The organism is Ornithinimicrobium tianjinense, from assembly GCF_014636495.1.
GTDB lineage: Bacteria > Actinomycetota > Actinomycetes > Actinomycetales > Dermatophilaceae > Ornithinicoccus > Ornithinicoccus tianjinensis.
Genome location: NZ_BMEM01000003.1, coordinates 339249 through 361001, shown reverse-complemented (window position 1 = coordinate 361001; position 21753 = coordinate 339249). Strand labels below are relative to the sequence as shown.

Below are 21753 nucleotides of genomic sequence, written 5' to 3'. Positions count from 1 at the left end.
AACGGCTCATCGCAGTTCCTCCTGAGAACGGAATGCCCGCACGAGCAGCGCGGAGATGATCGTCAGCGCCACGATCATCAGGACGAGATAGGTCAGGGAGAGCGAGCCGGCATAGCCGGTCTGCTGCTCTTTCAGACCGCGGATGTAGAGGTAGTAACCGGGGGTCTCGGTGGCGGAGCCGGGCCCGCCAGAGGTGAGGACGTAGACGGTGTCGGACATCTTGGAGGCCTCGATGAGCCGGATGATGAGGGCCGTCACCGACACGGGGGCCAGGAGGGGGAAGGTCACTCGCCGGAAGGTGCGTAGCGGACCCGCGCCGTCGATGGCCGCGGCCATGAAGGGCTCCCGCGGCAGGCTGAGCAGCCCGGCGAGCATGAGGAGCATCATGAACGGCGTCCACTGCCAGATCTCCACCGTCATCAGCGCGACGTACGCGGGACCGGGCGAGGTCAGCCAGGGAACCGGCGCGATCCCGATCCTGCCGAGCAGGTCGTTCACCGGGCCGAGCGACTCGTGGAACATCATCTGCCAGACCGCCGCCATGACCACCGGGGTGGTCATCATCGGCACCAGGAAGAGGACGCGCAGCAGCCGACGTCCCCGCACCTCACGCCATACGGCCAGGGCAAGCGCGAAGCCGATCACGTACTCCACCAGCACCGTGCCTCCCGCGAGCACCACGAGGTGCAGCACCGAGGACCAGAAGCGCCCGTCGTGCACCATGCGCACGAAGTTGGCGCCTGCGTTCCAGTCCATCTGCGGGCTGGCGACGTTCCAGCTCGAGAACGCCACCCGGACCGTGAAGAGCAGGGGGAAGATGATGATGAGGAAGAGCGTGAGCAGACCAGGTGCGAGAAAGAGGACCTTGTAGCGCCGTAGTGCAGTCATTGAGCCACTCCGATCGTGAGGGGGACGGCCGCGGACGGGTACGGCGCCGACGGACCGCGGCGCCGTACCCGGAACCCGTCAGCCCTCGCCGTTCTCCAGCTTCACGACGTTGCGGTAGGCCGCCTGCACCTCGTCCTTGCCGACCTGCTCGGTGATGGCTTTCCACTCCTGGGCGACGCCGTCAAGCGCCTCCTGCGAGGACTTCTGGCCGGCCATGGCAGCCGCCACCCCGGTGGCGAGGGAGGACATGTACTGGTTCACGCCAGGGACCCGCAGGTCGAAGACCCGGTTGGGGTTCGTCTCCATGTCGGCCAGCGTCTCGACGTAGGACGTCGCGGCCTCCGCGCTCCAGCCCTGCTCCTCCCAGAAGGCGGCGTCGAAGTGGGCGTTGCGGTAGGGATTGATGCCGAAGCGTCCGATCTGCAGGTCCAGGGCGGTGTTGGCCTCGTTGCTGAAGAAGCAGAGGAAGTCGAAGGCTGCCTCGGTGTTCTTCGAGGACCCGGCGACAGCCGAGGTCCAGCCCCAGGTGAAGTAGGCGGCCTGGTTCGGCTGCTTGTCCCACTGACCGGTCTCGGGGTTCCACACCTCGTCTGTACCGGGAAGCTGCGCGGCCGCGACCTCGTTGCGGATCGGGCTGTCCGGCTGCTGCGCCTGGATGAACGCGTCGTCCCAGCTGTAGGACATGGCCGCCTGCCCGCCCCCGAAGGAGAGGATCTCGTCGCCCAGACCGAAGTTGGTCCCGCCCGGCGGCAGGCTGGGAGCGATGGCGACGAAGTCGTCGAGCGCCTTCACCCAGCCGGGCGTGTTGATGAGCGGTTCCATCGTCTCCGCGTCGAAGAAGAAGCCGCCCTTGGCATCCGGGTGCTTGGCGTAGGCCGCGGCACGGCTGATGAAGGCCGAGAACGTCAGGTCGTCGCGCTTGGTGACCTCGGCGGAGCCGAAGACGGCCTCGCCCTGCGCTCCCTTGCGGCCGGTGAGGAATTCGGCGACCTGCTGGTACTCGGACCAGGTCGTGGGGACGCGGAGGTCGTCCCCGGTCTCGGCCTTGTAGTCGGCCATGTTCTTCGGGTCGGTCAGCAGGTCCGTCCGCACCTTCAGGTAGTGACGGTCTCCGTCGACGGGGTACTGGACGACCTTGCCGTCCCAGGTCGCGACGTCCATGAAGGCCTTCGTGACGTCCTTCATACCCGCCGTGTCGAGGTACTGCTGCGGCACAGGCTCGAGGTACGGGGCCATGTCACCGATCCACAGCGAAGGGTAGAACATCACGTCGTAGGCCGGCTGTCCGGCCTGGAGCGGCGTGATCAGCTTCTGGTAGAGCTCGCCGAAGGGGACGTTGACGACGTCCACCTTGGCTCCGGTGAGCTCGGAGAACTGCTTCGCGTGCAGCACGGTGGGTTCGCCGAGGACGGGGACGGCGTGCGAGATGACCTTGAGCGTCACGCCGGAGTAGTCCTTGGCGCTCGTCGCATGCCAGCTGCAGGGTCCCTCGACGTCCTTGGTCGTGGTCTGCGGGTAGTCACCGTACTTCGAGTAGGAGACGTCGCCACCTGCTGGGAAGGTGGCTTCCTTCTCCTTGGCCGCGGACGACCCCCCGGTGCCGCTGCAGGCCGTCGTCAGCACCAGGCTGCCGACAAGCAGGACGGTTGCGGTCAGGTTGCGCTTCATCAGGACTCCTGGGACTGGGTAGGGATGAGGATCGCGCGGCCACGGACCAGTCCGTGGTCGAGGTCGTCCAGTGCGCGCGCGAAGTCGTCGAGCGCGTACCGCTGGGTATGGAGCGTGACCTTGCCCTCGGCGGCCAGGGTCATGAGCTCGACGAGGTCGTTGTAGGACCCGACGAGGTTGCCCACGAAGTTGATCTCGGTGGAGATGACGTCGATCGTCGGAACGTTGATGGCGCCGCCGTACCCGATGACGAAGTAGTTCCCCGCGCGACGGAGCATCGCCATACCGTCCTCGACGGCCCCGCCCTCGCCGACGAAGTCCAGGACCGCATGGGCTCCCTGACCGCCCGTGAGCTCGAGGAGCTGCTCGCGCTGGGTGCCGTCTGCGAGGAGGGTCTCGTCGGCGCCCATCCCCGCAGCCAGCGCCAGGGCCTCCGGTGAGCGATCCACGACGACGAGGCGTGCCGAGCTCAACGCCTTGAAGACCTGGATGCCGATGTGACCGAGTCCGCCAGCACCGATGGAGACCGCTGTGTCACCCGGCCGCAGCATGCGGGCCGCCTTCGCGACCGCGTGGTAAGCGGTCAGACCGGCGTCCGCCAGGGCCGCGACCGCGGCCGGCTCGAGGCCGTCGTCGAGACGCACGACAGATCTCGCGGACGTCCTGAGGTACTCGGCGTAACCGCCGTCGCTGTCGATCCCGGGAAATCTCGAGTTCTCGCAGTGCACGTCGTCGCCGAAGCGGCAGGCCCGGCAGAGCCCGCAGGTCACCAAGGGGTGGAGGATCACCGGGTCGCCGACACCGACGTGGGTGACCGAAGACCCGACGGCCTCCACCCATCCGGCGTTCTCGTGCCCGATCGTGTAGGGCAGCGCGACGCCCGACTTGGCCTGCCACTGGCCCTCGATGATGTGGAGGTCTGTCCGGCAGACACCGGCCCCTCCGATACGGACGATGACGTCGTGCGGGTCCTGGATGACCGGATCCGGCACCTCGGTCAGGCGTGGAGGCTGGTCGTACTCCACGAGCTGTACTGCCTTCATGGCGGTCCTTTCGGCGGCTGAAACCTGGGCCCGGAGTCGACGCTCCGGTCGGGGAGCACCAGCACACCGCGGGCAGTCGCAGGGCGGGTGTCCCATTGCGAGTCCCGGAGGTGTCTCAGAGTGAGACGGGTCCAGGCCCTTCCGTGGGCACCGGTGCGCCCGTACAGTTGCCGCCAACGTGGGCCGCGGTGGTGGCCCGAGGAGGTTCGCTCATGACCGACGCAACCCTGGAGCTGGCACGCGCCACCCTTCGCGACGTGCGGGGGTCCGCGGGCACGGTCAGACCCTTTGTCGTCGCCTCCTGGCAACGTTCGATGGAGCACCGCATCGACATGCAGCACCTGACCCCTCGGTACGTCGACGGGGCGGAGCTGGAGTCGCCCCTCATGTCGGCCGCCATGCCCATCATCGACGCCCTGCACGAGCAGCTCTCCAACGAACCGGTGGGGCTCATGCTGACCGATCACAACGGGGTGATCCTGACCCGTCGCCTCACCCATCCAGGCATGGCCACCCGCCTCAACCGCGTCAAGCTGGCTCCTGGCCACGTCTTCTCGGAGGCCTCGGTGGGGACCAACGGCATCGGCACCGCCCTGGCGAGCCAGCGCGCGGTGTGCATCGACGGCAGCGAGCACTTCGTCGAGGATCTGCGGCCGTTCCAGTGCGCAGCGGTCCCGGTGGTGCACCCGACTCGCCGCACCGTGCTGGGGACCTTCAACCTCACGACGCTGGCCAGCACCTCCGGCCCCATGGCCATGGCCCTGGCCAGCTCTGCCGCGCAGCAGATCCAGGCCGAGCTGGCACGCATCTCCTCCCACCGCGAGTTCCGCCTCTTCGGACGCTATCTCGAGGTATGCCGTCGGCTGCGGCACCTGCCGGTGCTCGCCTTCAACTCCGAGTGCCTGATGATGAACGACCGGCTCAGGGCCGTCCTGACCAGCGTCGACCAGGGAGCGCTGCTGGCCTTCGTGCGGGAGGGCGACCTGAGGTCCGGGGCAGCACGGAAGACGACCCTGCCGTCAGGTCAGCTCGTGGAGATCTCCATGGTCCAGGACGGTCAGAACGACTCGGGCCACGTCGTGGCGGTGCGGGTCGTCAGTGCCTCGCGCGGACGCACCTCACCCGTCCCGGCCACGGCCACCATCCCCGGCCTGGTTGGCGGCGACGCGGCGTGGTTGCGGGCGGTGGCGGAGGCGGAAGCGGCATACCTCCGGCGCGACCTCCTCGCCGTCCTCGGAGAACCTGGCACTGGCAAGAGCCACCTGCTGGCGGCTCTGCACCGTCGGCACGCCGGCATCAACCCCGTCGTCTTCTCACCACCGGAGCTCTCACGTGACGAGGACGCATGGCTCACCTCCTTCGACGGGGCGAGCTCCGACCCCCGCAACCTCGTCGTCATCCGGCGCTCGCACTGGCTGAGCCCCCGGCTGCGCACCGCGCTCGTCGACCGTCTCCTCGCCCCTCCGCCCGGAGACCGTTCGCGGGTGGCGATCACCGCCGACCCCGAGGCGGTGCCACCCGAGGACGAGCTGCTGGGCCTGTGCCGGACCAGATGCGAGCTGCCGCCTCTCCGCTACCGCCAGGGTGACCTGCTCGCGCTGGCCGGCCACCTCCTCAGGCAGCACCTCCCTCGTGGCGAGCACGTCCTGACGTCCTCTGCCCAGACCGCCCTGGCCCGGATGACGTGGCCGAAGAACGTCCGTCAGCTCGAGGAGACGATGCGGGCCACCGCACGTCGCGCGAGCAACCCCGACCGCATCGACGTGACCGACCTGCCTCCGGACTCGCTGGTCACCGGGCTCGTCCTCCGCCAGCTCGAGACGATCGAGCGCGATGCGATCCTGCGAGGGCTCCAGGACCGGAGCGGAAACGTGAGCCGCACCGCGCGCGATCTCGGGATCGCGCGCTCGACGCTGTACCGCAAGCTGCGGCGTTACGGCATCGACCCGTTGAGCCTGTGACGCCGGGGCGCCGCCACGCCCCCCTCAGTCGGTGAGCGTCATCGCCCGGCGCCAGGACAACGCCCCGGAGGTATGCAGCAGCGAGCGCTGGTAGAGGCGCGCCCCCAGGCGGACGGTGACGAGGGAGAACGCCAGGACCACCACGAGCGCGACCCACGGCTCCCACCAGGCTGCCTCGCCCTCGAGGACGCGCATCGGCATGAGGATGGTCGAGGTGATCGGGACGTAGGAGGCGACCACGCGCCATACCCCCTCGAGGTTGAGGCTCACCACGAAGACGACCACGAGCAGCATCGTCAGCGGCATCGTCGTGGACTGCAGGTCCTCGGTGCGGGAGGCGAGCGACCCCGCGGCGGCCCAGATGCAGGCGAGCGCGAGGAAGCCGACGACGAAGAACGGGACGTACCACGCGATGCCCCCGGCCAGGCCCGGCAGCGCCACGTCGTAGTCGGTGAACGCCAGCCCCACGAGCCCGACGGCGACGATGAGCACCAGCTGGCCCAGCGCCAGGACGGTGTTGCCCACGACCTTGCCGAGGAGCAGCGTCCGCACCGGGATCGCGGCGGCCAGGATCTCGACGAGCCGCGACTGCTTCTCCTCGACCACGCTGCTGGCGATCTGCATCCCGAACAGCAACGAGGACATGTAGAAGAGCATCGCGAAGACGAGGCCCAGGACGAAGGCGAGGAAGGTGCTGCCGCCGTCGCCCTCGGCGAGGTCACGCGCGGTGACGGCCGAGCCCGCCAGGAGCGACTCCAGGTCGGTGCCGGCGGCCTCGGCGTTGCGGCCGAGCGCGTCCTCCCGGACCACCTCGCCGACGAGCATCTGCAGGTCGCCGGCGGTGGGTCCCTCGTCGACGAGCTCCCACCCGTCGGCGGTCGCGAGCAGGCCGTAGTCGACGTCGTCGACCCGAGCCGCCTCCTCCACCGCCGCCGCGTCGCCCAGCTCGGTGCTGGTCAGCCGGACCTCCGGGTCCTCGGCGCGCGCGAGCTCCTGGGCCTGCGCGACGATCCGCGCGCCCTCGGGGCCCTCCACCCCGATGTCGTAGGACATCGCGCGGTTGCCGAAGAACTGCTGGGCGAGGATGGCGCCCAGCAGGAAGACCAGCGTGAAGCCGGTGGACATCAGGAAGTTGCGGTCCCGCAGACGGACCATGATCTCGCGGAGCGCGACGACGGACCAGGCGCGGTTCATGCCGCCACCTCCCGGTAGATCTCGGACAGGCTGGGACGGATCAGGCTGAACTCCCGGACCGGGCCGCGCGCCGCGGCGTCCGCGAGGAGCCGCTGGGCGGCGTCCTCGTCCGCGGGCTCGACCAGCACGCTCGGCCCGTCGAGGTCGACGACCGTGATGCCGGGGGCGCCGCGCACCCAGCCGGTGTCGCCGGTGGTGGTGAGCCGGTAGCGCAGCGGCGCGGTGGCGCGCAGCTGCTCGGAGCTGCCGCTGGCGACGACCCGCCCGTGGTGGAGCACGACGATCGAGTCGCACAGGCGGTCCACGAGCTCGAGCTGGTGGGAGCTGAAGAGCACGGGCACCCCGCGGGCCGTGTGCTCGCGGAGCAGCTCGCTCATCTGGTCGACCGCCGCCGGGTCGAGGCCGGAGAAGGGCTCGTCGAGGACGAGGGCGACTGGGTCGCCGAGCACGGAGGCGATGATCTGGGCGCGTTGCTGGTTGCCCAGCGACAGCGTCTCGACCTTGGCGTCCAGTCGGTCGCCCAGCCCGAAGCGCCCCAGCAGCTCCGTCGCGCGCTGCCGGGCGGCCGAGGCGGTCATGCCGTGCAGCTGGCCGAGGTAGACCAGCTGCCCGAGCACCGGCTGCTTGGGGTAGAGGCCGCGCTCCTCGGGCATGTAGCCGAACCGGGCGCGCACCTCGCGCGTGGTCGGCGCGCCGTCCCACAGCACCTCGCCGGACGTGGGCGCGAGCACGCCCATGATCATCCGCATCGTCGTGGTCTTGCCCGCGCCGTTGCCCCCGACGAAGCCGACCATCTGCCCCGCGGGCACCTCGAAGGAGACGTCGGCGGCGGCCACCACGTCGCCGAACCGGCGCGTGAGGTGAGAGATCTGCAACATGGGTCCCACGCTAGGCAGCGGGCTCGGGCCCGCGCATCGGGCCCGGGCGGGAGATCCGGCCTCCGTCCCTCGTCGGAGGCCGGAGACCTCAGGCGCGGTCCCTGCTCAGCGGGCGCGGGGAGACGAGGCCGGCCTCGTAGGCCGCGATGACCGCCTGCACCCGGTCGCGCACCCCGAGCTTGGCCAGCACGTTGGACACGTGCGTCTTCACCGTCGCCTCGGTCACGAAGAAGGCCCGGGCGATCTCGCCGTTGGACATGCCCCGCGCCACCTGCTCCAGCACCTCGCGCTCGCGCCCCGTCAGCATGGGCAGGGGTATGCCGCGCTCCTCCCCCTCTCCCTCGGACGGCCCGGCGCCGGTCATCCGGGTGATGACGCGCATCGTCACCTCGGGCGCCAGGAGCGCGTGCCCGTCGGCCGCGGCGCGCACGGCCTGGACGAGGTCGTCGGGGTCGGCGTTCTTGAGCAGGAAGCCGCTCGCCCCGGCCTCGAGCGCGTCGAAGAGGTAGTCGTCGCGGTCGAAGGTGGTCAGCACCACGACCCGGACGTCCGGGTGGTCGGCGATGATCCGGCGGGTCGCCTCCACGCCGTCGAGCACCGGCATCTGCACGTCCATCAGGACGACGTCGGGCCGCAGCCGCGCGACCGCCTCGACCGCCTGGGCCCCGTCCCCCACCTGGCCGACGACCTCGAGGTCGTCCTCGACCGAGAGGATCATCGCGAACCCCTGCAGCAGCAGCGGCTGGTCGTCGACCAGCAGCACCCTCACCCTCGCCCCGTTCACGCGCCCATCCTGCCTGCCGGCTCCGGGTCGCGCTGCACCGGTCCGTGGGTCGGGAACCACACCCTCACCCGCCAGCCCCGGGCGCCGACGCGCGGGCCGGCCTCGATCCCGCCACCGAGGTGCTGCGCGCGCTCACGCATGCCGCGCAGCCCCAGTCCCGTCCCGGACGTCCCCGTGCGTGGCGTGCCGTCGTCGACGACCTCCACCTCCAGCACCCCGGCGCCCTCGTCGACGCGCACGACCGCTGACGCGCTGCGCGCCGTCGAGTGCCGGTGCACGTTGGCCAGCGCCTCCTGGACCACCCGGTAGGCGGACAGCTGCACGGGCGGGGGCACCCGGCCGGCGGCACCGGCAGACGACTCGACCACGGTGACCGTCGCCGTGCAGGTCGGGGTGCTCGCCCGCTCCGCCAGCGCCGGGAGCTCGGCGAGCGTGGGCTGGGGGCTGCGGTCGCCGGGGACCGCCTCGGCGGGCGGGAGCGGCATACCGGGGTCGACGTCGTCGCTGCGCAGGGTGCCGAGCAGGTCGCGCATCTGGCCGACGGCATCGCGGGAGGAGCGCTCGACGGCGGACAGGGCCAGGGCCGCCGCTGCCGGGTCGCGGTCCATCACCCGCCGGGCCGCTGCCGCCTGCACGCCCATGACCGAGACGTGGTGCGCGACCACGTCGTGCAGCTCGCGGGCGATCCGCAGCCGCTCGGCCACGACCGCCTGGTCGCGCAGCCGCCCGGACTGCACCTCGATCGTCGCCGCCTGCGCCACGACCTGCGCGGTCCGGCGGGCACCGTTCCACGCCAGCTGGCCCAGCACGATCGCACCGCCGAAGAAGAGCACGTTGTTGAGGAGCATGAAGCCGACGACCGCCGTCGTGAGCGGGAACAGGCCCACCTGCTCGGGGAGGTCCTCGGCGAACATCCCCGCCAGCTGGCTCACCCCGCTGCCGATGGCGAAGGTCCATGCCATCCAGGCGGCCATGAGCACGAGCACCAGCGCGAGCGCGGCGGTCAGCAGCCGCCGGTCCCGCGCCCAGGCGACGCCGGAGAAGATGAGGAAGAAGTAGAGGGCCTGCATCGGCAGGGTGCTCATCGTCATCGGCAGCACCAGCCCCACGACCAGCATGTGGATCCCGGCGAGCGCGGTGACGAGAGCCGGGTGGGTCCGGCGGAACGGCACGAGGAGGGCCAGGCTGGTCATCGCGACGTACTGCCACGGCACGCCGTGCGGCTCCTCCTCGAAGCCACCCATGCTCCGCATCAGCTCCGCGCCCACGCTGACCGTGACGAGCGCGCCCACGGCGAGCCAGACGTCGCGCCGCCGCTGCGCGGGGCCCGGCGACGGACGCTCCCACCCCTCGTCGGCGCCGGTCCACCGGTCCATCACGCTCATCCCTCCAGCGTAGGCAGCCAGGGCCGGGGCAGGCCTCCCACCACGGGCGGAGGCCGCGACGGCATACCCTCCCCCGGAAGTAGGCTGACCCGCATGATCGACATCCGCGAGCTCCGCGCCGACCCCGACCGCGTCCGCACGAGCCAGCAGGCCCGGGGCGAGGACCCGGGCCTGGTCGACCAGGTGCTGTCCGCGGACGAGCGGCACCGCGCCGCGCTGGCCCAGTTCGAGACCTCCCGGGCCGAGCAGAAGGCCTTCGGCAAGACCGTCGCGCAGGCGCAGGGCGAGGAGAAGCAGGCGCTGCTCGCGCAGGTCAAGGACCTGGCCGCCCGGGTCAAGCAGCTCGAGGCCGAGGCCGGCGCCGCGGCCGAGGAGCGTGACGCCGCGATGCGCCGCATCGGCAACATCGTCGTCGAGGGTGTGCCGGTCGGGGGTGAGGACGACTACGTCGTGCTCGAGGAGGTCGGCGTCCCGCGCGACTTCGCGGCCGAGGGCTTCGAGCCCAAGGACCACCTCGAGCTCGGTGAGCTGCTGGGCGCGATCGACACCGTGCGCGGGGCCAAGGTCTCCGGCGCGCGCTTCTACTACCTGCTCGGCGTCGGCGCGCAGCTGGAGTTCGCCCTCATGGGCCTGGCGCAGGCGATCGCGCAGGACGAGGGGTTCGTGCCCGTCGTCGCCCCGACGCTGGTGCGTCCGGAGACGATGGCCGGCGCCGGCTTCCTCGACGCCCACGCGGACGAGGTCTACCGCCTCGAGGCCGACGACCTCTACCTCACCGGCACCTCCGAGGTGGCGCTCGCCGGGCTGCACGCCGACGAGATCGTCGACCTGTCCGCCGGTCCGCTCCGGTATGCCGCGACCTCCACCTGCTACCGCCGCGAGGCCGGGTCCTACGGCAAGGACACCCGCGGCATCTTCCGGGTCCACCAGTTCACCAAGACCGAGATGTTCGTCTACTGCCGCCCCGAGGACGCGCCGGAGGAGCACGAGAACCTGCTGCGCATCGAGCGGCGGGTGCTCGACGCCCTCGAGCTGCCCTACCGCGTGATCGACGTCGCCGCGGGCGATCTCGGCGGGCCGGCCGCGCGCAAGTTCGACTGCGAGGCGTGGATCCCCACGCAGGGGAAGTACCGCGAGCTGACGTCCACCTCCAACTGCACGACGTTCCAGGCGCGCCGGCTCAACACCCGTGAGCGCACGGAGTCCGGCACCCGGATCGTGGCCACGCTCAACGGCACCGCGCTGACCAGCACCCGGCCGATCATCGCCCTGCTGGAGAACCACCAGCAGCAGGACGGGTCGGTCTACGTGCCCGAGGCGCTGCGCCCCTTCCTCGGCGGCGTGGACGAGCTCCGACCGGTGGTGCCGCCGGGCGCCTGAGCCGGGGCTGACCCGCGGACCCGAGCGGCGACGCGTTGGGACCGACCCGGCCGCACGACATACGGTAGGAGGCATGTCGACCCATCCCACCGCCTCCGGCCCGCGCCGGGCGGCCGTGATCGTCAACCCCACGAAGTTCGACCGCGTGGACCGGGTCCACCACCTCGTCGCGGAGGCCTGCCGACGGCACGGGTGGGACGAGCCGCTCTGGCTCGAGACGACGCCCGAGGACACCGGCGAGGGGCAGACGCGCGAGGCCCTCGAGGCGGGCGTGGACCTCGTCTGCCCGCTGGGTGGCGACGGGACCGTGCGGACCGTCGGGTCCGTGCTGGCCGGCGGCGACGTGCCGATGGGGCTGCTCCCCGGCGGCACGGGCAACCTGCTCGCCCGCAACCTCGACCTGCCTGTCGACTCGCTCGAGCGCTGCCTCGACATCGCGCTGACCGGCGTGGACACGCGGATCGACACCTGCCGCCTGGACCTGGTCCGGCCGACGAGCGCCCAGCTCGCCGCGCGCCTGGCCGACGAGGAGGACCCCTCCGAGAACGTCGACCTGGACGACGCCGTCGACGACCGCTCAAGCTCGGAGGTGCGCGAGGAGCACACCTTCCTGGTCATGGCGGGGCTCGGCTTCGACGCGGAGGTCATGGCGGGGGCCCCCGAGGGGCTCAAGGCCCGCGTCGGCTGGCTGGCCTACCTGGTCGCCGGGCTGCGCCACCTCAAGGGGCCGCAGTTCACGGTGGCGGTCAAGGTCGACGGGGGCGCCCCGTTCCGGCGGCGCGTGCGCAGCGTCATGGTGGGCAACGTCGGCAAGCTGATGGGCGGGATGGACCTGCTGCCGGACGCGCTCGCCGACGACGGCAGCGTCGACGCCGTCCTGCTCTCGCCGGAGGGCGTCGTCGGGTGGGGGGCGACCTTCGCCCAGCTCGCGACCCGTCGGCGCATCGGGCACTCGCGGGTCGACCACCTCCAGGGCCAGGAGGTGCGGGTCGTCTCCGACAAGCCGGTCGAGCTGGAGGTCGACGGCGACACCCTCGGCACGGCGATCGCGATGCGCGTCGTCGTGCAGCCGGGCTCCCTGGTCGTCCGCGTCGCCGGCACCTCAGGGGACAGCATCGACGCGCTGTCCTGACAGGGCGGCTGGCGGTAGGGATCGCCGGCGATCCCCTCGCCGCTGCCGAGCAGGAGGACGGCCCCGAGCACAGCGCCCGGGCCATCCGTCCTGGCAGGAGGACGGCCCCGAGCACGGCGCCCGGGCCATCCGCCGAGCAGGAGGACGGCCCCGAGCACGGCGACCTGGCCATCCGTCCCGACGACATGCCCGACAAGGACCGACCAGAGCCTGCACGTGCACGCGCGGGCCGGAGCCAGCTGGGCGTGTCGCCGGGACAGATCACCCCACACCGACCCTCGGGACGGGGGCGCGCTACGTATCTGCGTCCTGTGGGGATGCAGATCCGTAGCGGCCGAGGACCGCTACCCCGCCGGCGGTCGGCTCTGAGACGGCCGGGGAGCGCCGGACCGGCCGCGGTCCTCAGGGGCCGCAGCAAGAACGAAGACACCGAGGCCGATGAGCATCGCCAGGGTCAGCGCGACGGCCGCGATCCCTGAGTCGTTGAGCACCCACGTCAACACCATCGCCACCAGACCTGCGAGGAGCGCGGGACGGACGCCGGCCTCACGCCACAGCGGCCCGGTCCAGCCGGGGCGTCGGGTGAGCACCACCGCCGCCATACCCACGAGCGCGAGCACCGCGAGCCACGACAGGGGGTAGGTCACCAGGATGCCCACGCCCTGGGACAGCTTGCGCACCACGATCCCGCCGGCTTCCCCGTCGAGGACGCTCTGCACGAAGTCTCCGAGGTGCGTCCGGCGAGGCCCCCGCGCCCAGTCGGCCACCATCACGGCGGCGGCCACGAGCCCGCCGACCCCGACCAGGAGCGCCACCGTCGACGGTCGCCAGCGGACCCGGAGCGCGGCCAGGGTGAGCAGCCCCACCGCCAGCACCGTGCCGGGGACGCCGCCGAAGTCGGCGCCCCACTGCGGGGCGGCGTCGAGCACCAAGGTCGCCACGCCGAGAACGAGCACCCCGGCCATGGCCTGGAGCCGCGGCAGACGCGAGAGCAGGACCGCGCACACGACCAGCAGCGCGCCGAGCACCAGCCCGAAGCCCACGTTGCCCTGCCCGAAGAACCGGCCGGCGGTCACCGGCTGCAGGCCGAGCACCGAGACCAGCCCGAGCCGCGCCGATCCGATCACGTCGGCCCCGACGACCGCCATCGTCACCGCCGCCACCGCGGCCGGCGGCCCCAGGGGGTCGCGCCGCCACGGGCCGAGCCCGGCGTAGGCAGCCACCACGAGGGCGGCCCCCAGCGTGGCCACCACGAGCGCCGGACCGGGCGAGGAGGAGCGCCACCAGGGCAGCAGGCCGGCCAGCCAGGTGGCCACCGGCACCGACATCGCGGTGAGCGCCACCGCCCGGACCAGACGGGGCCGCCGCAGCAGCACCGCCGCTCCCAGGAGCGGGAGCAGCAGCGCCGCGAGGGCGCCGAGCACCCAGGGCGCCAGCCGCTTGGCACCGGACACGGCCGCCGAGAGGTCGCGCGCACTCGTCACCACGTCGGTCGCGCCAGCGGTGGCTCCGGTGCCGCCTCCGTCCGCCACCTCCACCACCGGCCCCCCGGCCAGGGCGTCGTCGGGACTCGCGCCGGCCGCCTCGACCAGAGCAGTCGTCAGGTCGGTGAGCTGCACGAGCCCGACCTGCCGGGTCGAGGCAGACCCGAGGAGGCCGCCGCCCCCGTCGCGCACGGCCGCACCGTCCGCGCCGACGACCGCCTCGACGAGGACGGTGGTCTCCGCGCGACCCGCCGTGTGCCCCAGCCCGGCCACGACGAGGCGGCTGCCCGCAGGCAGTCCGAGCATGAGCCGGCCGAGCGCCGCGTCCGCGTCGGCCAGGTCCGACGACGCGTCGTCCTGCAGAGCCGGCCCGCTCACCAGGTGCACGTCGCAGGGGCCGTCCAGCGCCGCCAGACCCACGAGGCCGTCAGGCCGCGCTACGGAGGCTGCGCCGTCCGTGCCGGCCGCTCCCAGGACCGCACCCGGTCCGTAGGCCGCCACGCACCCGCCCGCGCCCTCCACCAGCCGCGCGAGCGAGCCCAGCTGCGGCCCGAGCGCCCGCCGGTCGGCAGCGGCGCGCCAACGGCCCCAGGCGTCCGGGGCGACCCGGCCGTCCACCACCACGTCGTCGAGCACCGGGCCCGTCCCCGCCGCAGCCCCCACACCCTCCGCACCCTCCGCACCCTCCGCGTCACCGCACCCTGACACGGCCGTCCCGGCCCGCTGTCCGGCACCGAGGGTCAGCCACGCGTCGGCCGGGCAGGTCACCTCGTGCGCGCCCCGCACCACGAGCGCGGCGACCGCGCCGTCCTCGGCCAACGCGCTCAGCGTCGGCGTCCGCTCCCCCACGAGGTCCCACGTCAGGCCTGGTATGCCGACGAGCACCACCGGCGCGTCCCCCACCGGGGCGAGCGCGGGCCTGTCGCCCTCCGGGGCGGGGACCCGGCCGCCGGGCGCGAGCAGCACGGCCGCGACCCACGCGGCCAGCACCATCACCACGAACGCCCACGCGCCCGGCTGGTGCCTCGGCATACCCGCTCCCGTCTGGTGTGTCACTGCGGTCCCCGGCATCGTGTCACGGCGGGGTGGGGGCGGGTGGGGGGCGGCACGGCATACCCTCGGGGGGTGGACCGACTCGACCCGACCCTGCTGGCGTGGGGAGCGGTGGGCCTGGCCCTGCTCGCGCTGGTCGTCGCGGCGGTCGCGGTGCGACGGCTGCGCGTCGTCGACCGGCAGCTGGCCCGGCTGGTGGACGCGGGAGTGCCCACGGAGCCGCCGCTCGACCGCATCGTGGAGCTCGAGGCAGGTCTGGAGCGGGTGCGCACGGACCTCACCCAGGCGCTGCGGCACGTGGCCGTCGTCCGGTATGACGCGTTCGGCGACATGGGTGGGCGGATGAGCTTCAGCGCGGCGGTGGTCGACGACGACGGCGACGGGCTCGTCATCAGCTCGATCCACGCGCGCGGGGAGAGCCGCACCTACGCCAAGGGCATCGTCGGCGGCGACTCCGAGGTGGTGCTGACGCCCGAGGAGCGGCAGGCGCTCGACTCGGCGCGGACGGGCTCGACGGACTAGTCGCCGAGCTGGTTCCACTCCCGGCCCAGGCTGCGCCGGACCCGACCTCGCGCCTGCAGGACACGGCCCCGCGTCTGCTGGAGGCGGTCACCGACCGGCGAGCGGTCGGCGAGCGCCCGCGTGACGTCGGCCAGCTGCCGCGCCCGGTGGAGCTGGGAGGCGAGGTCGCGGCCGGTCACCCGGTGCCGCAGCTCGCACGGCACCTCCTGGATGGTGCCGCCACGGCGCAGCACGTCGAGGGTCAGCCCCACCTCGACGCCCCAGCCGGGGGCGAGCGGGAGCGACCGGTCGAAGGCGGCCCGGCTCAGGCACCGCTGGCCCGAGAGCGGCTGCTGCGGTGCCCAGCCGGTCAGGCGCGCGATGCCCTCGCGGGCGGTCCGCACCACGATCCCGAAGCCGCCGCCGGGACGGTCCTGGGGCGGCAGGACCGCGATCGTCATGTCGGCCGCGCCGGCGAGCACCGGCGCGACCAGCGGCGCGAGGTTCTCCGCGGAGTCCTGCAGGTCGGCGTCGGCGAAGAGCAGGGCGGCGCCCGGCGCGAGCTCGGCCGCCCGGGCCGCGCCCGTCTCCATCGCGGCCGCCTTGCCCCGGTTGCGGGCGTGCCGGACGACGTCGACGCCGCCGGCCCACTCGGCCACCGCCGCCGTCTGGTCCGCCGATCCGTCGTCGACGACCACCACGTGCGTGACCGCCGGGATCCGCTGCAGCGCAGCGACTGTCCCGGCGATGCGCTCTTCCTCGTCCTTGGCGGGGACGATCGCCACGACCTCTTCGGACCGACCGACCGGCACGCTCACGGCATACCTCTCAGGTCAGCGCAGGGTGACCTGGCGGGAGACCAGACCGTCGCGGGCCCGCCGCTCGTCGGCGGTGAGCGGCTCGTCGCTGGTCAGCGCCTTCTCGTAGCGGGCCTGGAGCTCGGTCAGCGCGTCGGCGAAGCTGGCGGCCTCGGCCGCGGCGTCCACCTCGATGACCGGCACGAGCAGGCCGGCTGCGCGGAAGGCGCCGAGCAGCTCGGTGCCTTCGCCCAGCGTGTGCTCGCCGGCCGCCTGGAGGCGCGCCATCGCCCGGACCGCGGTGTCCTCGTCCTCGCCGAGGATCCAGCGGACGTAGGAGCGGCCGGTCATGTGCGTCCAGTAGGCGGACGGGGCGCCGTCGACCCGCTGCATCGGGACGGCGGTGTCGTTCATCTGCTCGAGCGCGGCGCGCTGCTCCTCGGTCGCGTCGTCGGAGAGCCAGAAGCCGAAGTCCTGGTGGACCTGGACGTCAAGCTCGGTGCCGTCCGCGAGCAGGTCCTGGAGGCGCGGGGTCGCGGCGGTCGCGGGGCGCACCGAGTTGACCGACGTGCCCGGCGCCGCGGCCAGCGCCGTGAGGACCGCCTGCGCGACGTCGCGGGAGGCGTCACCGCTGGAGGTGCGGGACTGGAGCGCGACGAGCACCTCACCGTTGTCGCGGTGCAGCGCGGGGATCGCGCCCGGCAGGATCGTCACGAGCGTGACGGCGTGCTCGCCGGCAGGCACCGCACGGCCGTCGACCTCGGTGCCCTCCGGCACGACGACGGTCACCGGCGCGGTCGCCGCGGGGAGGATCTCCCGCATCGCAACCCAGTCCGTCTCCTTCGCGAGGCCCTCGAACGGCCGCGCGACGTAGGGAGCGCGCTGCTCCTTGGCGGCGGCCTTGTCGGCGCCCTTCTTGCGTGAAGCCTTACCCATGCGGGGGAGTCTACGTGCGCCGTTAGAGTGCCGGAGCATGAGCGAGAGCGACGAGCAGCTGAGCTGGGCCCCGGCGCCGGGGCACGGCGACGAGGTCCTGTATGCCGTGGACGGTCCCCTCGGGCGGGTCCGGCTCCACCGGCCGCGGGCGATCAACGCGCTCGACCTCGCCGCCGTCGAGTCGCTGCGGGCCCAGCTGGCCGCGTGGGCCGACGACCCGGCGGTCGAGGCGGTCTTCCTCGACGGGGCCGGGGAGCGAGGGCTGTGCGCCGGTGGTGACGTGCGGGCGCTGCGCGACGCCGTGCAGGGCGGCGACCACGCCGCCGCGGAGCACTACTGGGAGGTGGAGTATGCCGTGGACCGGCAGGTCGTCGACTTCCCCAAGCCGTACGTCGCGTGGATGGACGGCATCGTGATGGGCGGCGGCGTCGGTGTGTCGGCGCACGGATCCGTGCGGCTGGTGACGGAGCGCACCCGGCTGGCCATGCCCGAGGTCATCATCGGGTTCTTCCCCGACGTGGGCGGGCTGTGGTTCCTGGCCCACGCACCGGGAGAGCTGGGGACGCACGTGGCGCTGACCGGCGCGCCGGTGGGCGCGGCCGACGCCGTGGTGCTCGGGATGGCCGACGTGGTGGTGCCCTCCTCGACCAAGGAGGTCGTGCTGGAGGCGCTGCGGGCGGACCCGCAGGCGGGTGCGACGGCGCTGGCCGAGCGCGCGGAGGAGGGACGCGACGGGGACGGCGACCTGCCCGTGGAGGGGTCGTGGCTCGAGGCCAACCGGAGCTGGATCGACGAGTGCTACGCGGGCGACGACGCCGAGGTCATCCTGGACCGGCTGCTGGGGCACGAGAGCCCGGAGGCGCGTGAGGCCGGCGCGCTCGTGGCGGCCCGGTCCCCGCACTCGGTGGCCGTCACGCTCGAGGCGGTCCGGCGGGCCGCCTCGATGGACGTGCACGAGGTGCTCGAGCAGGACACCCTGCTCGGGGCGGCTTTCGCCCGGCACCCCGACTTCGCCGAGGGTGTGCGGGCCCAGGTGGTCGACAAGGACCGAGAGCCCCGGTGGGCGGACGGGTCGGTCGCCGACGTCTCGCGCGACCAGGTGCTGGCGGCCTTCGGCGAGGCCTGACGTCAGCGGCGCCGTCAGTCCGCGACAGCCCTGACTCGCGACCCCTGACCCGTGGTCCCTACGGGTGAGCAACCACCTGGCGCGTCCGGTGGGGTGGGTCAGCCCGCGCTCGCTGAGCGGTGGACCGTGGGCCGGTAGACCGACTCCACCGTGCGGCCGTCGAGCACGTGGGAGTCCAGCAGCTCGAGGTCGAAGTCACCGATCCCCTCGAAGATCCGGCCGGTGCCGCTCCGCCCGGTCAGGACGGGAAAGGTGGTCACCTGCAACCGGTCCACGAGTCCGGCGTCGAGAAGGGCCCGGTTGAGCGAGAGGCTGCCGTGGGAGCGCAGCGGGACGTCGGACTCCTCCTTGAGCCGGCGCACGACCTCCACTCCGTCGCCGGTGGCCACGGTGGCGTCCGGCCAGTCGAGGGGCTCGACCAGGGTGGAGGAGACGACGGTGGCCGGCAGGTGGACCATCCGCGTCACCCAGGCGTCGCGCACCTCGGAGCCGTCGTCCGCCGAGCCCAGCATCTGGACGAACTCCCGGAAGGTCGTGGCGCCGAGGACCATGCGCTGCGGCTCGGCCAGCTGCCGCGCCCGGTGCTCGAGCAGCTCTGGTCCCTGCTTGCCCCAGTAGCCGCCCCAGTCCCCGCCGGGCCCGTAGGAGCCGAAGCCGTCGAGGCTGGAGAAGATGTCGATGGTGTAGGTCGTGGCCATGGTCGTCCTCCTCTGAGTCTGTCCTCAGGGCAGACCACGCTCCCTCTGCGGACTCATCGGAGCCCCTCGCGGCAGGGGGTGTCCTCTTCCCCTTGTGAGGCCGGCTACCCGCCGGTAGTCTCCCGGCCACATGTGCCGCGGCCGGCCCGGACTGAGGGACAGGTCGGGGAGCGCCGTCACTCGGGAGGACGTCAGCATGCCCGCACCACAGGCAGACCAGCCAGAGGATTCGCCCTTCGCCACCGCCCTGCGCACAGCCATCGAGCGGCGCGGGCTGGGGCTGGGCCGGATCGCCGCGCGCCTGGAGGAGGCCGGGACACCGGTCAGCACCGCCACGTTGAGCTACTGGCGGTCCGGACGCAGCCGCCCCGGCCGCCAGACGTCACTGACCTGCCTGGCGACGCTCGAGAAGGTGCTCCGCGTCGAGCCCGGATCGCTGGTGGGCCAGCTCGGACGCCCAGCGCCGCGGGGCCGCAACCAGGCCCCTCCGACGTGGGGCGCGCTGTGGAGCGAGGTCCCGCAGATCGCAGCGGCCTTCGACCTGGTCGACCAGAGCGACGACGACCACCTCACGCGCGTGAGCCACCACGACACCGTCCACGTCGGTCCCGACGGCACCGAGCGCGGCTGCCGGATCCAGCAGGTGATGCGCGCCGAGCGCGACGGCGTCGACCGGTTCGTCGTCATGCACGGCCTCGACGACCCGGCCTTCCCTCTGCCGGAGATCCGACCCGCCGTGCGGTGCACGGTCGGGCGCGTGGTCGCCAACCAGGAGACCGGCGTCATCACCGCGGAGATGCTGCTGCTGCGGCCGCTGCGCCGGGGGGAGCTGGTCGAGGTGGCCTACGACCTGTGCCCTCGCCCGCCCTACCCGCCGGCGGAGCGCTACGAGCGTCGACGGCGCTTCAACAACCGGCAGTACGTGCTCGAGGTCCGCTTCCACCCGGACGCTCTGCCGAGCCGCTGCGAGCGCTACGTCACGCCCGTGGACGGCTCGACGACCACTGAGGAGATCTCCCTCGACCCGGCCGACCACAGCTTTCTCGTCGTCGAGCTCGACGGTCGGCCAGGGGTCGTGGGAGCCCGCTGGGAGTGGCCGCAGAACGAGCCGGCGGACGTCGGGTCAAGCGCGAGCGACGGCATACCCCAGGCCGGCCCCGTCTAAAAGTTAAGCCTTGTGGACCTCGTGACCGGCTGGCCAGTGTGGTCGGCACCGCGTCACCGACGACGCGGGAAGAGAGGAGCACCATGTCCACTTCACGCATCAGACGCGCCTGCGCGTTCGGGGTCGGCGCGCTCGTCGCCGTCGCACCGCTGGGCGCCGCCGCGCAGGCCTCCCCCGACCGTCCGGTCGAGACCAGGGATGCCGCCGTCGCATCACGGGCCAGCGGCGAGATGGCCCCCCTCACGGTTCCCCAGGCGGGCCAGCCGATCAAGGACCGCTACATCGTGGTCTTCGACAAGGACACCTCCGCCCGGACCGTCACAGCGACAGCCCGGACTGCCGACCTGCAGGGCGGGGAGGTGCTGCACACCTTCCGCACCGCCCTGGACGGCTTCGCCGCGGAGCTGCCGGCCCAGGCGCTGGACGGCATCCGCCGCAACCCCGACGTCGCCTACGTCGAGCAGGACACGGTGATCTCGCTCACCGCTGCGGGCCAGCAGTCCCCCGCGACCTGGGGTCTGGACCGCATCGACCAGGCAGCCCTGCCGCTCAGCAACAGCTACTCCTACACCGCGAGCGGCGAGGGGGTCACGGCATACGTCATCGACACCGGGATCCTGACCACCCACCAGGAGTTCTCCGGCCGCGCCCGGCACGGCTACAGCGCGATCTCCGACGGTCGCGGCTCCACCGACTGCAACGGCCACGGCACTCACGTCGCCGGGAGCGTCGGCGGTGAGACGTATGGCGTCGCCCAGGACGTCTCGCTCGTCGCCGTGCGCGTCCTCGACTGCAACGGTTCGGGCTCCAACTCCGGCGTCATCGCCGGCGTCGACTGGGTCACGAACAACGCCGGAGGCCCGTCGGTGGCGAACATGAGCCTGGGCGGCAGCGACTCCACCGCTCTGGACACCGCGGTCCGCAACTCGATCGCCTCGGGCGTGACGTACGCGGTGGCCGCCGGCAACGACAACGCCAACGCCTGCAGCGGCTCGCCGAACCGCGTCGCCGAGGCGCTGACGGTCGGCTCCTCGACCCGGACCGACTCGCGCTCGTCGTTCTCCAACTACGGCAGCTGCGTGGACCTGTTCGCCCCCGGCTCGGACATCACCTCCGCCTGGTACACCGGCACCTCTGCGACCAACACGATCAGCGGCACCTCGATGGCCTCGCCGCACGTCGCCGGCGCCGTCGCGCTCTACCTCGAGGACAACCCCACCGCCTCGCCGGCCACGGTCAGCGCGGCGGTCCTCGGCCAGGCCACCACCGGCCGCCTCACCAGCATCGGGACCGGCTCGCCCAACCGGCTCCTGAACACCAACTTCGGGGGGTCGACCCCTGACCCGGACCCCGACCCGGCCCCCAGCTGCGCGCTGCCGGAGACCGAGACCCGCTCGTTGTCCTCCTCCGGTGACCTGGAGTACCACCCGGGCACGAGCGGCTACTACTACAGCGGCAGCGGCACCCACGTCGCCTGCCTCTCGGGTCCCTCCAACGCCGACTTCGACCTGAAGCTGGAGAAGTACGTCAACGGCAGGTGGACCACCGTCGCCTCGAGCCTGAGCTCCACCTCCGAGGAGAAGATCAGCTACACCGGCACCTCGGGCTACTACTCGTGGGTCGTGCAGTCCTACAGCGGCTCCGGCAGCTACACCTTCAGCCTGGACCGCCCGTGAGCGT

General features: G+C 72.7%; 18 protein-coding genes. 7 read left to right on the top strand and 11 right to left on the bottom strand.

The annotated features are described in order from the left end of the window. Positions 1–6: 6 nt before the first annotated feature. From IEV65_RS11435 to IEV65_RS11425, 3 genes are all read right to left on the bottom strand, one after another. Positions 7–888, bottom strand: a complete 882-nt coding sequence (locus tag IEV65_RS11435; protein ID WP_188430863.1) for a carbohydrate ABC transporter permease — start codon at positions 886–888, stop codon at positions 7–9. A gap of 78 nt (positions 889–966) precedes the next feature. Beyond that, positions 967–2556: an ABC transporter substrate-binding protein gene (locus IEV65_RS11430; protein WP_188430862.1), complete on the bottom strand. Its 1590-nt coding sequence runs from the start codon at positions 2554–2556 to the stop codon at positions 967–969. After that, entirely contained in the window at positions 2556–3599 is a 1044-nt protein-coding gene (locus IEV65_RS11425; RefSeq protein WP_188430861.1) for an NAD(P)-dependent alcohol dehydrogenase, read from the bottom strand. The genes IEV65_RS11430 and IEV65_RS11425 overlap by 1 nt, the downstream gene beginning before the upstream one ends. A gap of 212 nt (positions 3600–3811) precedes the next feature. Between IEV65_RS11425 and IEV65_RS11420 the strand changes: the two genes are divergently transcribed. Then, positions 3812–5560, top strand: coding sequence for a sigma-54-dependent Fis family transcriptional regulator (locus tag IEV65_RS11420; RefSeq protein ID WP_188430860.1), 1749 nt, complete (start codon positions 3812–3814; stop codon positions 5558–5560). A 24-nt stretch (positions 5561–5584) separates the two neighbouring features. Here IEV65_RS11420 and IEV65_RS11415 read toward each other — a convergent pair whose 3' ends face one another. The 4 genes from IEV65_RS11415 to IEV65_RS11400 all read right to left on the bottom strand — a co-directional run bounded on the left by IEV65_RS11415 (position 5585) and on the right by IEV65_RS11400 (position 9801). Continuing rightward, positions 5585–6754, bottom strand: coding sequence for an ABC transporter permease (locus IEV65_RS11415; protein ID WP_188430859.1), 1170 nt, complete (start codon positions 6752–6754; stop codon positions 5585–5587). Then, positions 6751–7632 carry an ABC transporter ATP-binding protein gene (locus IEV65_RS11410; protein ID WP_188430858.1) on the bottom strand — a complete coding sequence of 294 codons (882 nt, stop codon included), beginning with the start codon at positions 7630–7632 and terminating at the stop codon, positions 6751–6753. Before IEV65_RS11410 ends, IEV65_RS11415 begins: the two co-directional genes overlap by 4 nt. Positions 7633–7720: 88 nt before the next feature. Then, positions 7721–8350: a response regulator gene (locus tag IEV65_RS11405; protein ID WP_229735220.1), complete on the bottom strand. Its 630-nt coding sequence runs from the start codon at positions 8348–8350 to the stop codon at positions 7721–7723. A gap of 62 nt (positions 8351–8412) precedes the next feature. Continuing rightward, positions 8413–9801 (bottom strand): sensor histidine kinase, encoded by a 1389-nt coding sequence (locus IEV65_RS11400; protein ID WP_188430857.1) that lies wholly within the window; start codon positions 9799–9801, stop codon positions 8413–8415. A gap of 93 nt (positions 9802–9894) precedes the next feature. On the opposite strand from IEV65_RS11400, the gene serS reads away from it, so the two are divergent. Both serS and IEV65_RS11390 read left to right on the top strand, forming a co-directional pair. Further along, positions 9895–11181: a serine--tRNA ligase gene (serS, locus tag IEV65_RS11395; RefSeq protein ID WP_188430856.1), complete on the top strand. Its 1287-nt coding sequence runs from the start codon at positions 9895–9897 to the stop codon at positions 11179–11181. Positions 11182–11254: 73 nt separating this feature from the next. Further along, a complete protein-coding gene (locus IEV65_RS11390; protein WP_188430854.1) occupies positions 11255–12313 on the top strand; it encodes a diacylglycerol/lipid kinase family protein in 1059 nt (352 codons plus the stop codon). Between the two features lie 344 nt (positions 12314–12657). On the opposite strand, the gene IEV65_RS11385 is transcribed toward IEV65_RS11390, so the two are convergent. Then, the gene (locus IEV65_RS11385) at positions 12658–14829 is read right to left on the bottom strand and encodes a hypothetical protein (protein WP_188430852.1); all 2172 of its coding nucleotides are present in this window, start codon (positions 14827–14829) and stop codon (positions 12658–12660) included. A gap of 93 nt (positions 14830–14922) precedes the next feature. Between IEV65_RS11385 and IEV65_RS11380 the strand changes: the two genes are divergently transcribed. Further along, positions 14923–15372 carry a DUF4446 family protein gene (locus IEV65_RS11380; protein WP_229735208.1) on the top strand — a complete coding sequence of 150 codons (450 nt, stop codon included), beginning with the start codon at positions 14923–14925 and terminating at the stop codon, positions 15370–15372. Here the strand turns inward: IEV65_RS11380 and IEV65_RS11375 are convergent. Both IEV65_RS11375 and IEV65_RS11370 read right to left on the bottom strand, forming a co-directional pair. After that, entirely contained in the window at positions 15369–16136 is a 768-nt protein-coding gene (locus tag IEV65_RS11375; RefSeq protein ID WP_308642575.1) for a glycosyltransferase family 2 protein, read from the bottom strand. The two genes, IEV65_RS11380 and IEV65_RS11375, sit on opposite strands and share 4 nt — an antisense overlap. 48 nt (positions 16137–16184) lie before the next feature. Next, positions 16185–17084, bottom strand: a complete 900-nt coding sequence (locus IEV65_RS11370; RefSeq protein ID WP_188430848.1) for a DUF5926 family protein — start codon at positions 17082–17084, stop codon at positions 16185–16187. Positions 17085–17121: 37 nt separating this feature from the next. On the opposite strand from IEV65_RS11370, the gene IEV65_RS11365 reads away from it, so the two are divergent. Further along, positions 17122–18210: a 3-hydroxyisobutyryl-CoA hydrolase gene (locus tag IEV65_RS11365; RefSeq protein WP_188430846.1), complete on the top strand. Its 1089-nt coding sequence runs from the start codon at positions 17122–17124 to the stop codon at positions 18208–18210. A gap of 98 nt (positions 18211–18308) precedes the next feature. Here IEV65_RS11365 and IEV65_RS11360 read toward each other — a convergent pair whose 3' ends face one another. Then, on the bottom strand, positions 18309–18908 hold the full coding sequence (locus tag IEV65_RS11360) for a dihydrofolate reductase family protein (RefSeq protein WP_188430844.1): 600 nt from the start codon (positions 18906–18908) through the stop codon (positions 18309–18311). Positions 18909–19104: 196 nt separating this feature from the next. Here IEV65_RS11360 and IEV65_RS11355 point away from each other — a divergent pair, with 196 nt between their 5' ends. Both IEV65_RS11355 and IEV65_RS11350 read left to right on the top strand, forming a co-directional pair. Next, entirely contained in the window at positions 19105–20073 is a 969-nt protein-coding gene (locus IEV65_RS11355; protein WP_188430843.1) for an XRE family transcriptional regulator, read from the top strand. 83 nt (positions 20074–20156) lie between these two features. Next, entirely contained in the window at positions 20157–21749 is a 1593-nt protein-coding gene (locus tag IEV65_RS11350) for a S8 family peptidase (protein ID WP_188430842.1), read from the top strand. Positions 21750–21753: the final 4 nt, after the last annotated feature.

What these genes read in the sequence shown, in the direction of transcription:
- IEV65_RS11350 (WP_188430842.1), top strand. Translation starts at nt 20,157, where the DNA reads ATGTCCACTTCACGCATCAGACGCGCCTGCGCGTTCGGGGTCGGCGCG.
- serS (WP_188430856.1), top strand. Translation starts at nt 9,895, where the DNA reads ATGATCGACATCCGCGAGCTCCGCGCCGACCCCGACCGCGTCCGCACG.
- IEV65_RS11405 (WP_229735220.1), bottom strand. Translation starts at nt 8,350, where the DNA reads ATGATCCTCTCGGTCGAGGACGACCTCGAGGTCGTCGGCCAGGTGGGG.
- IEV65_RS11385 (WP_188430852.1), bottom strand. Translation starts at nt 14,829, where the DNA reads ATGCCGAGGCACCAGCCGGGCGCGTGGGCGTTCGTGGTGATGGTGCTG.
- IEV65_RS11370 (WP_188430848.1), bottom strand. Translation starts at nt 17,084, where the DNA reads ATGGGTAAGGCTTCACGCAAGAAGGGCGCCGACAAGGCCGCCGCCAAG.
- IEV65_RS11415 (WP_188430859.1), bottom strand. Translation starts at nt 6,754, where the DNA reads ATGAACCGCGCCTGGTCCGTCGTCGCGCTCCGCGAGATCATGGTCCGT.
- IEV65_RS11400 (WP_188430857.1), bottom strand. Translation starts at nt 9,801, where the DNA reads ATGAGCGTGATGGACCGGTGGACCGGCGCCGACGAGGGGTGGGAGCGT.
- IEV65_RS11420 (WP_188430860.1), top strand. Translation starts at nt 3,812, where the DNA reads ATGACCGACGCAACCCTGGAGCTGGCACGCGCCACCCTTCGCGACGTG.
- IEV65_RS11425 (WP_188430861.1), bottom strand. Translation starts at nt 3,599, where the DNA reads ATGAAGGCAGTACAGCTCGTGGAGTACGACCAGCCTCCACGCCTGACC.
- IEV65_RS11430 (WP_188430862.1), bottom strand. Translation starts at nt 2,556, where the DNA reads ATGAAGCGCAACCTGACCGCAACCGTCCTGCTTGTCGGCAGCCTGGTG.
- IEV65_RS11355 (WP_188430843.1), top strand. Translation starts at nt 19,105, where the DNA reads ATGCCCGCACCACAGGCAGACCAGCCAGAGGATTCGCCCTTCGCCACC.
- IEV65_RS11360 (WP_188430844.1), bottom strand. Translation starts at nt 18,908, where the DNA reads ATGGCCACGACCTACACCATCGACATCTTCTCCAGCCTCGACGGCTTC.
- IEV65_RS11390 (WP_188430854.1), top strand. Translation starts at nt 11,255, where the DNA reads ATGTCGACCCATCCCACCGCCTCCGGCCCGCGCCGGGCGGCCGTGATC.
- IEV65_RS11410 (WP_188430858.1), bottom strand. Translation starts at nt 7,632, where the DNA reads ATGTTGCAGATCTCTCACCTCACGCGCCGGTTCGGCGACGTGGTGGCC.
- IEV65_RS11365 (WP_188430846.1), top strand. Translation starts at nt 17,122, where the DNA reads ATGAGCGAGAGCGACGAGCAGCTGAGCTGGGCCCCGGCGCCGGGGCAC.
- IEV65_RS11435 (WP_188430863.1), bottom strand. Translation starts at nt 888, where the DNA reads ATGACTGCACTACGGCGCTACAAGGTCCTCTTTCTCGCACCTGGTCTG.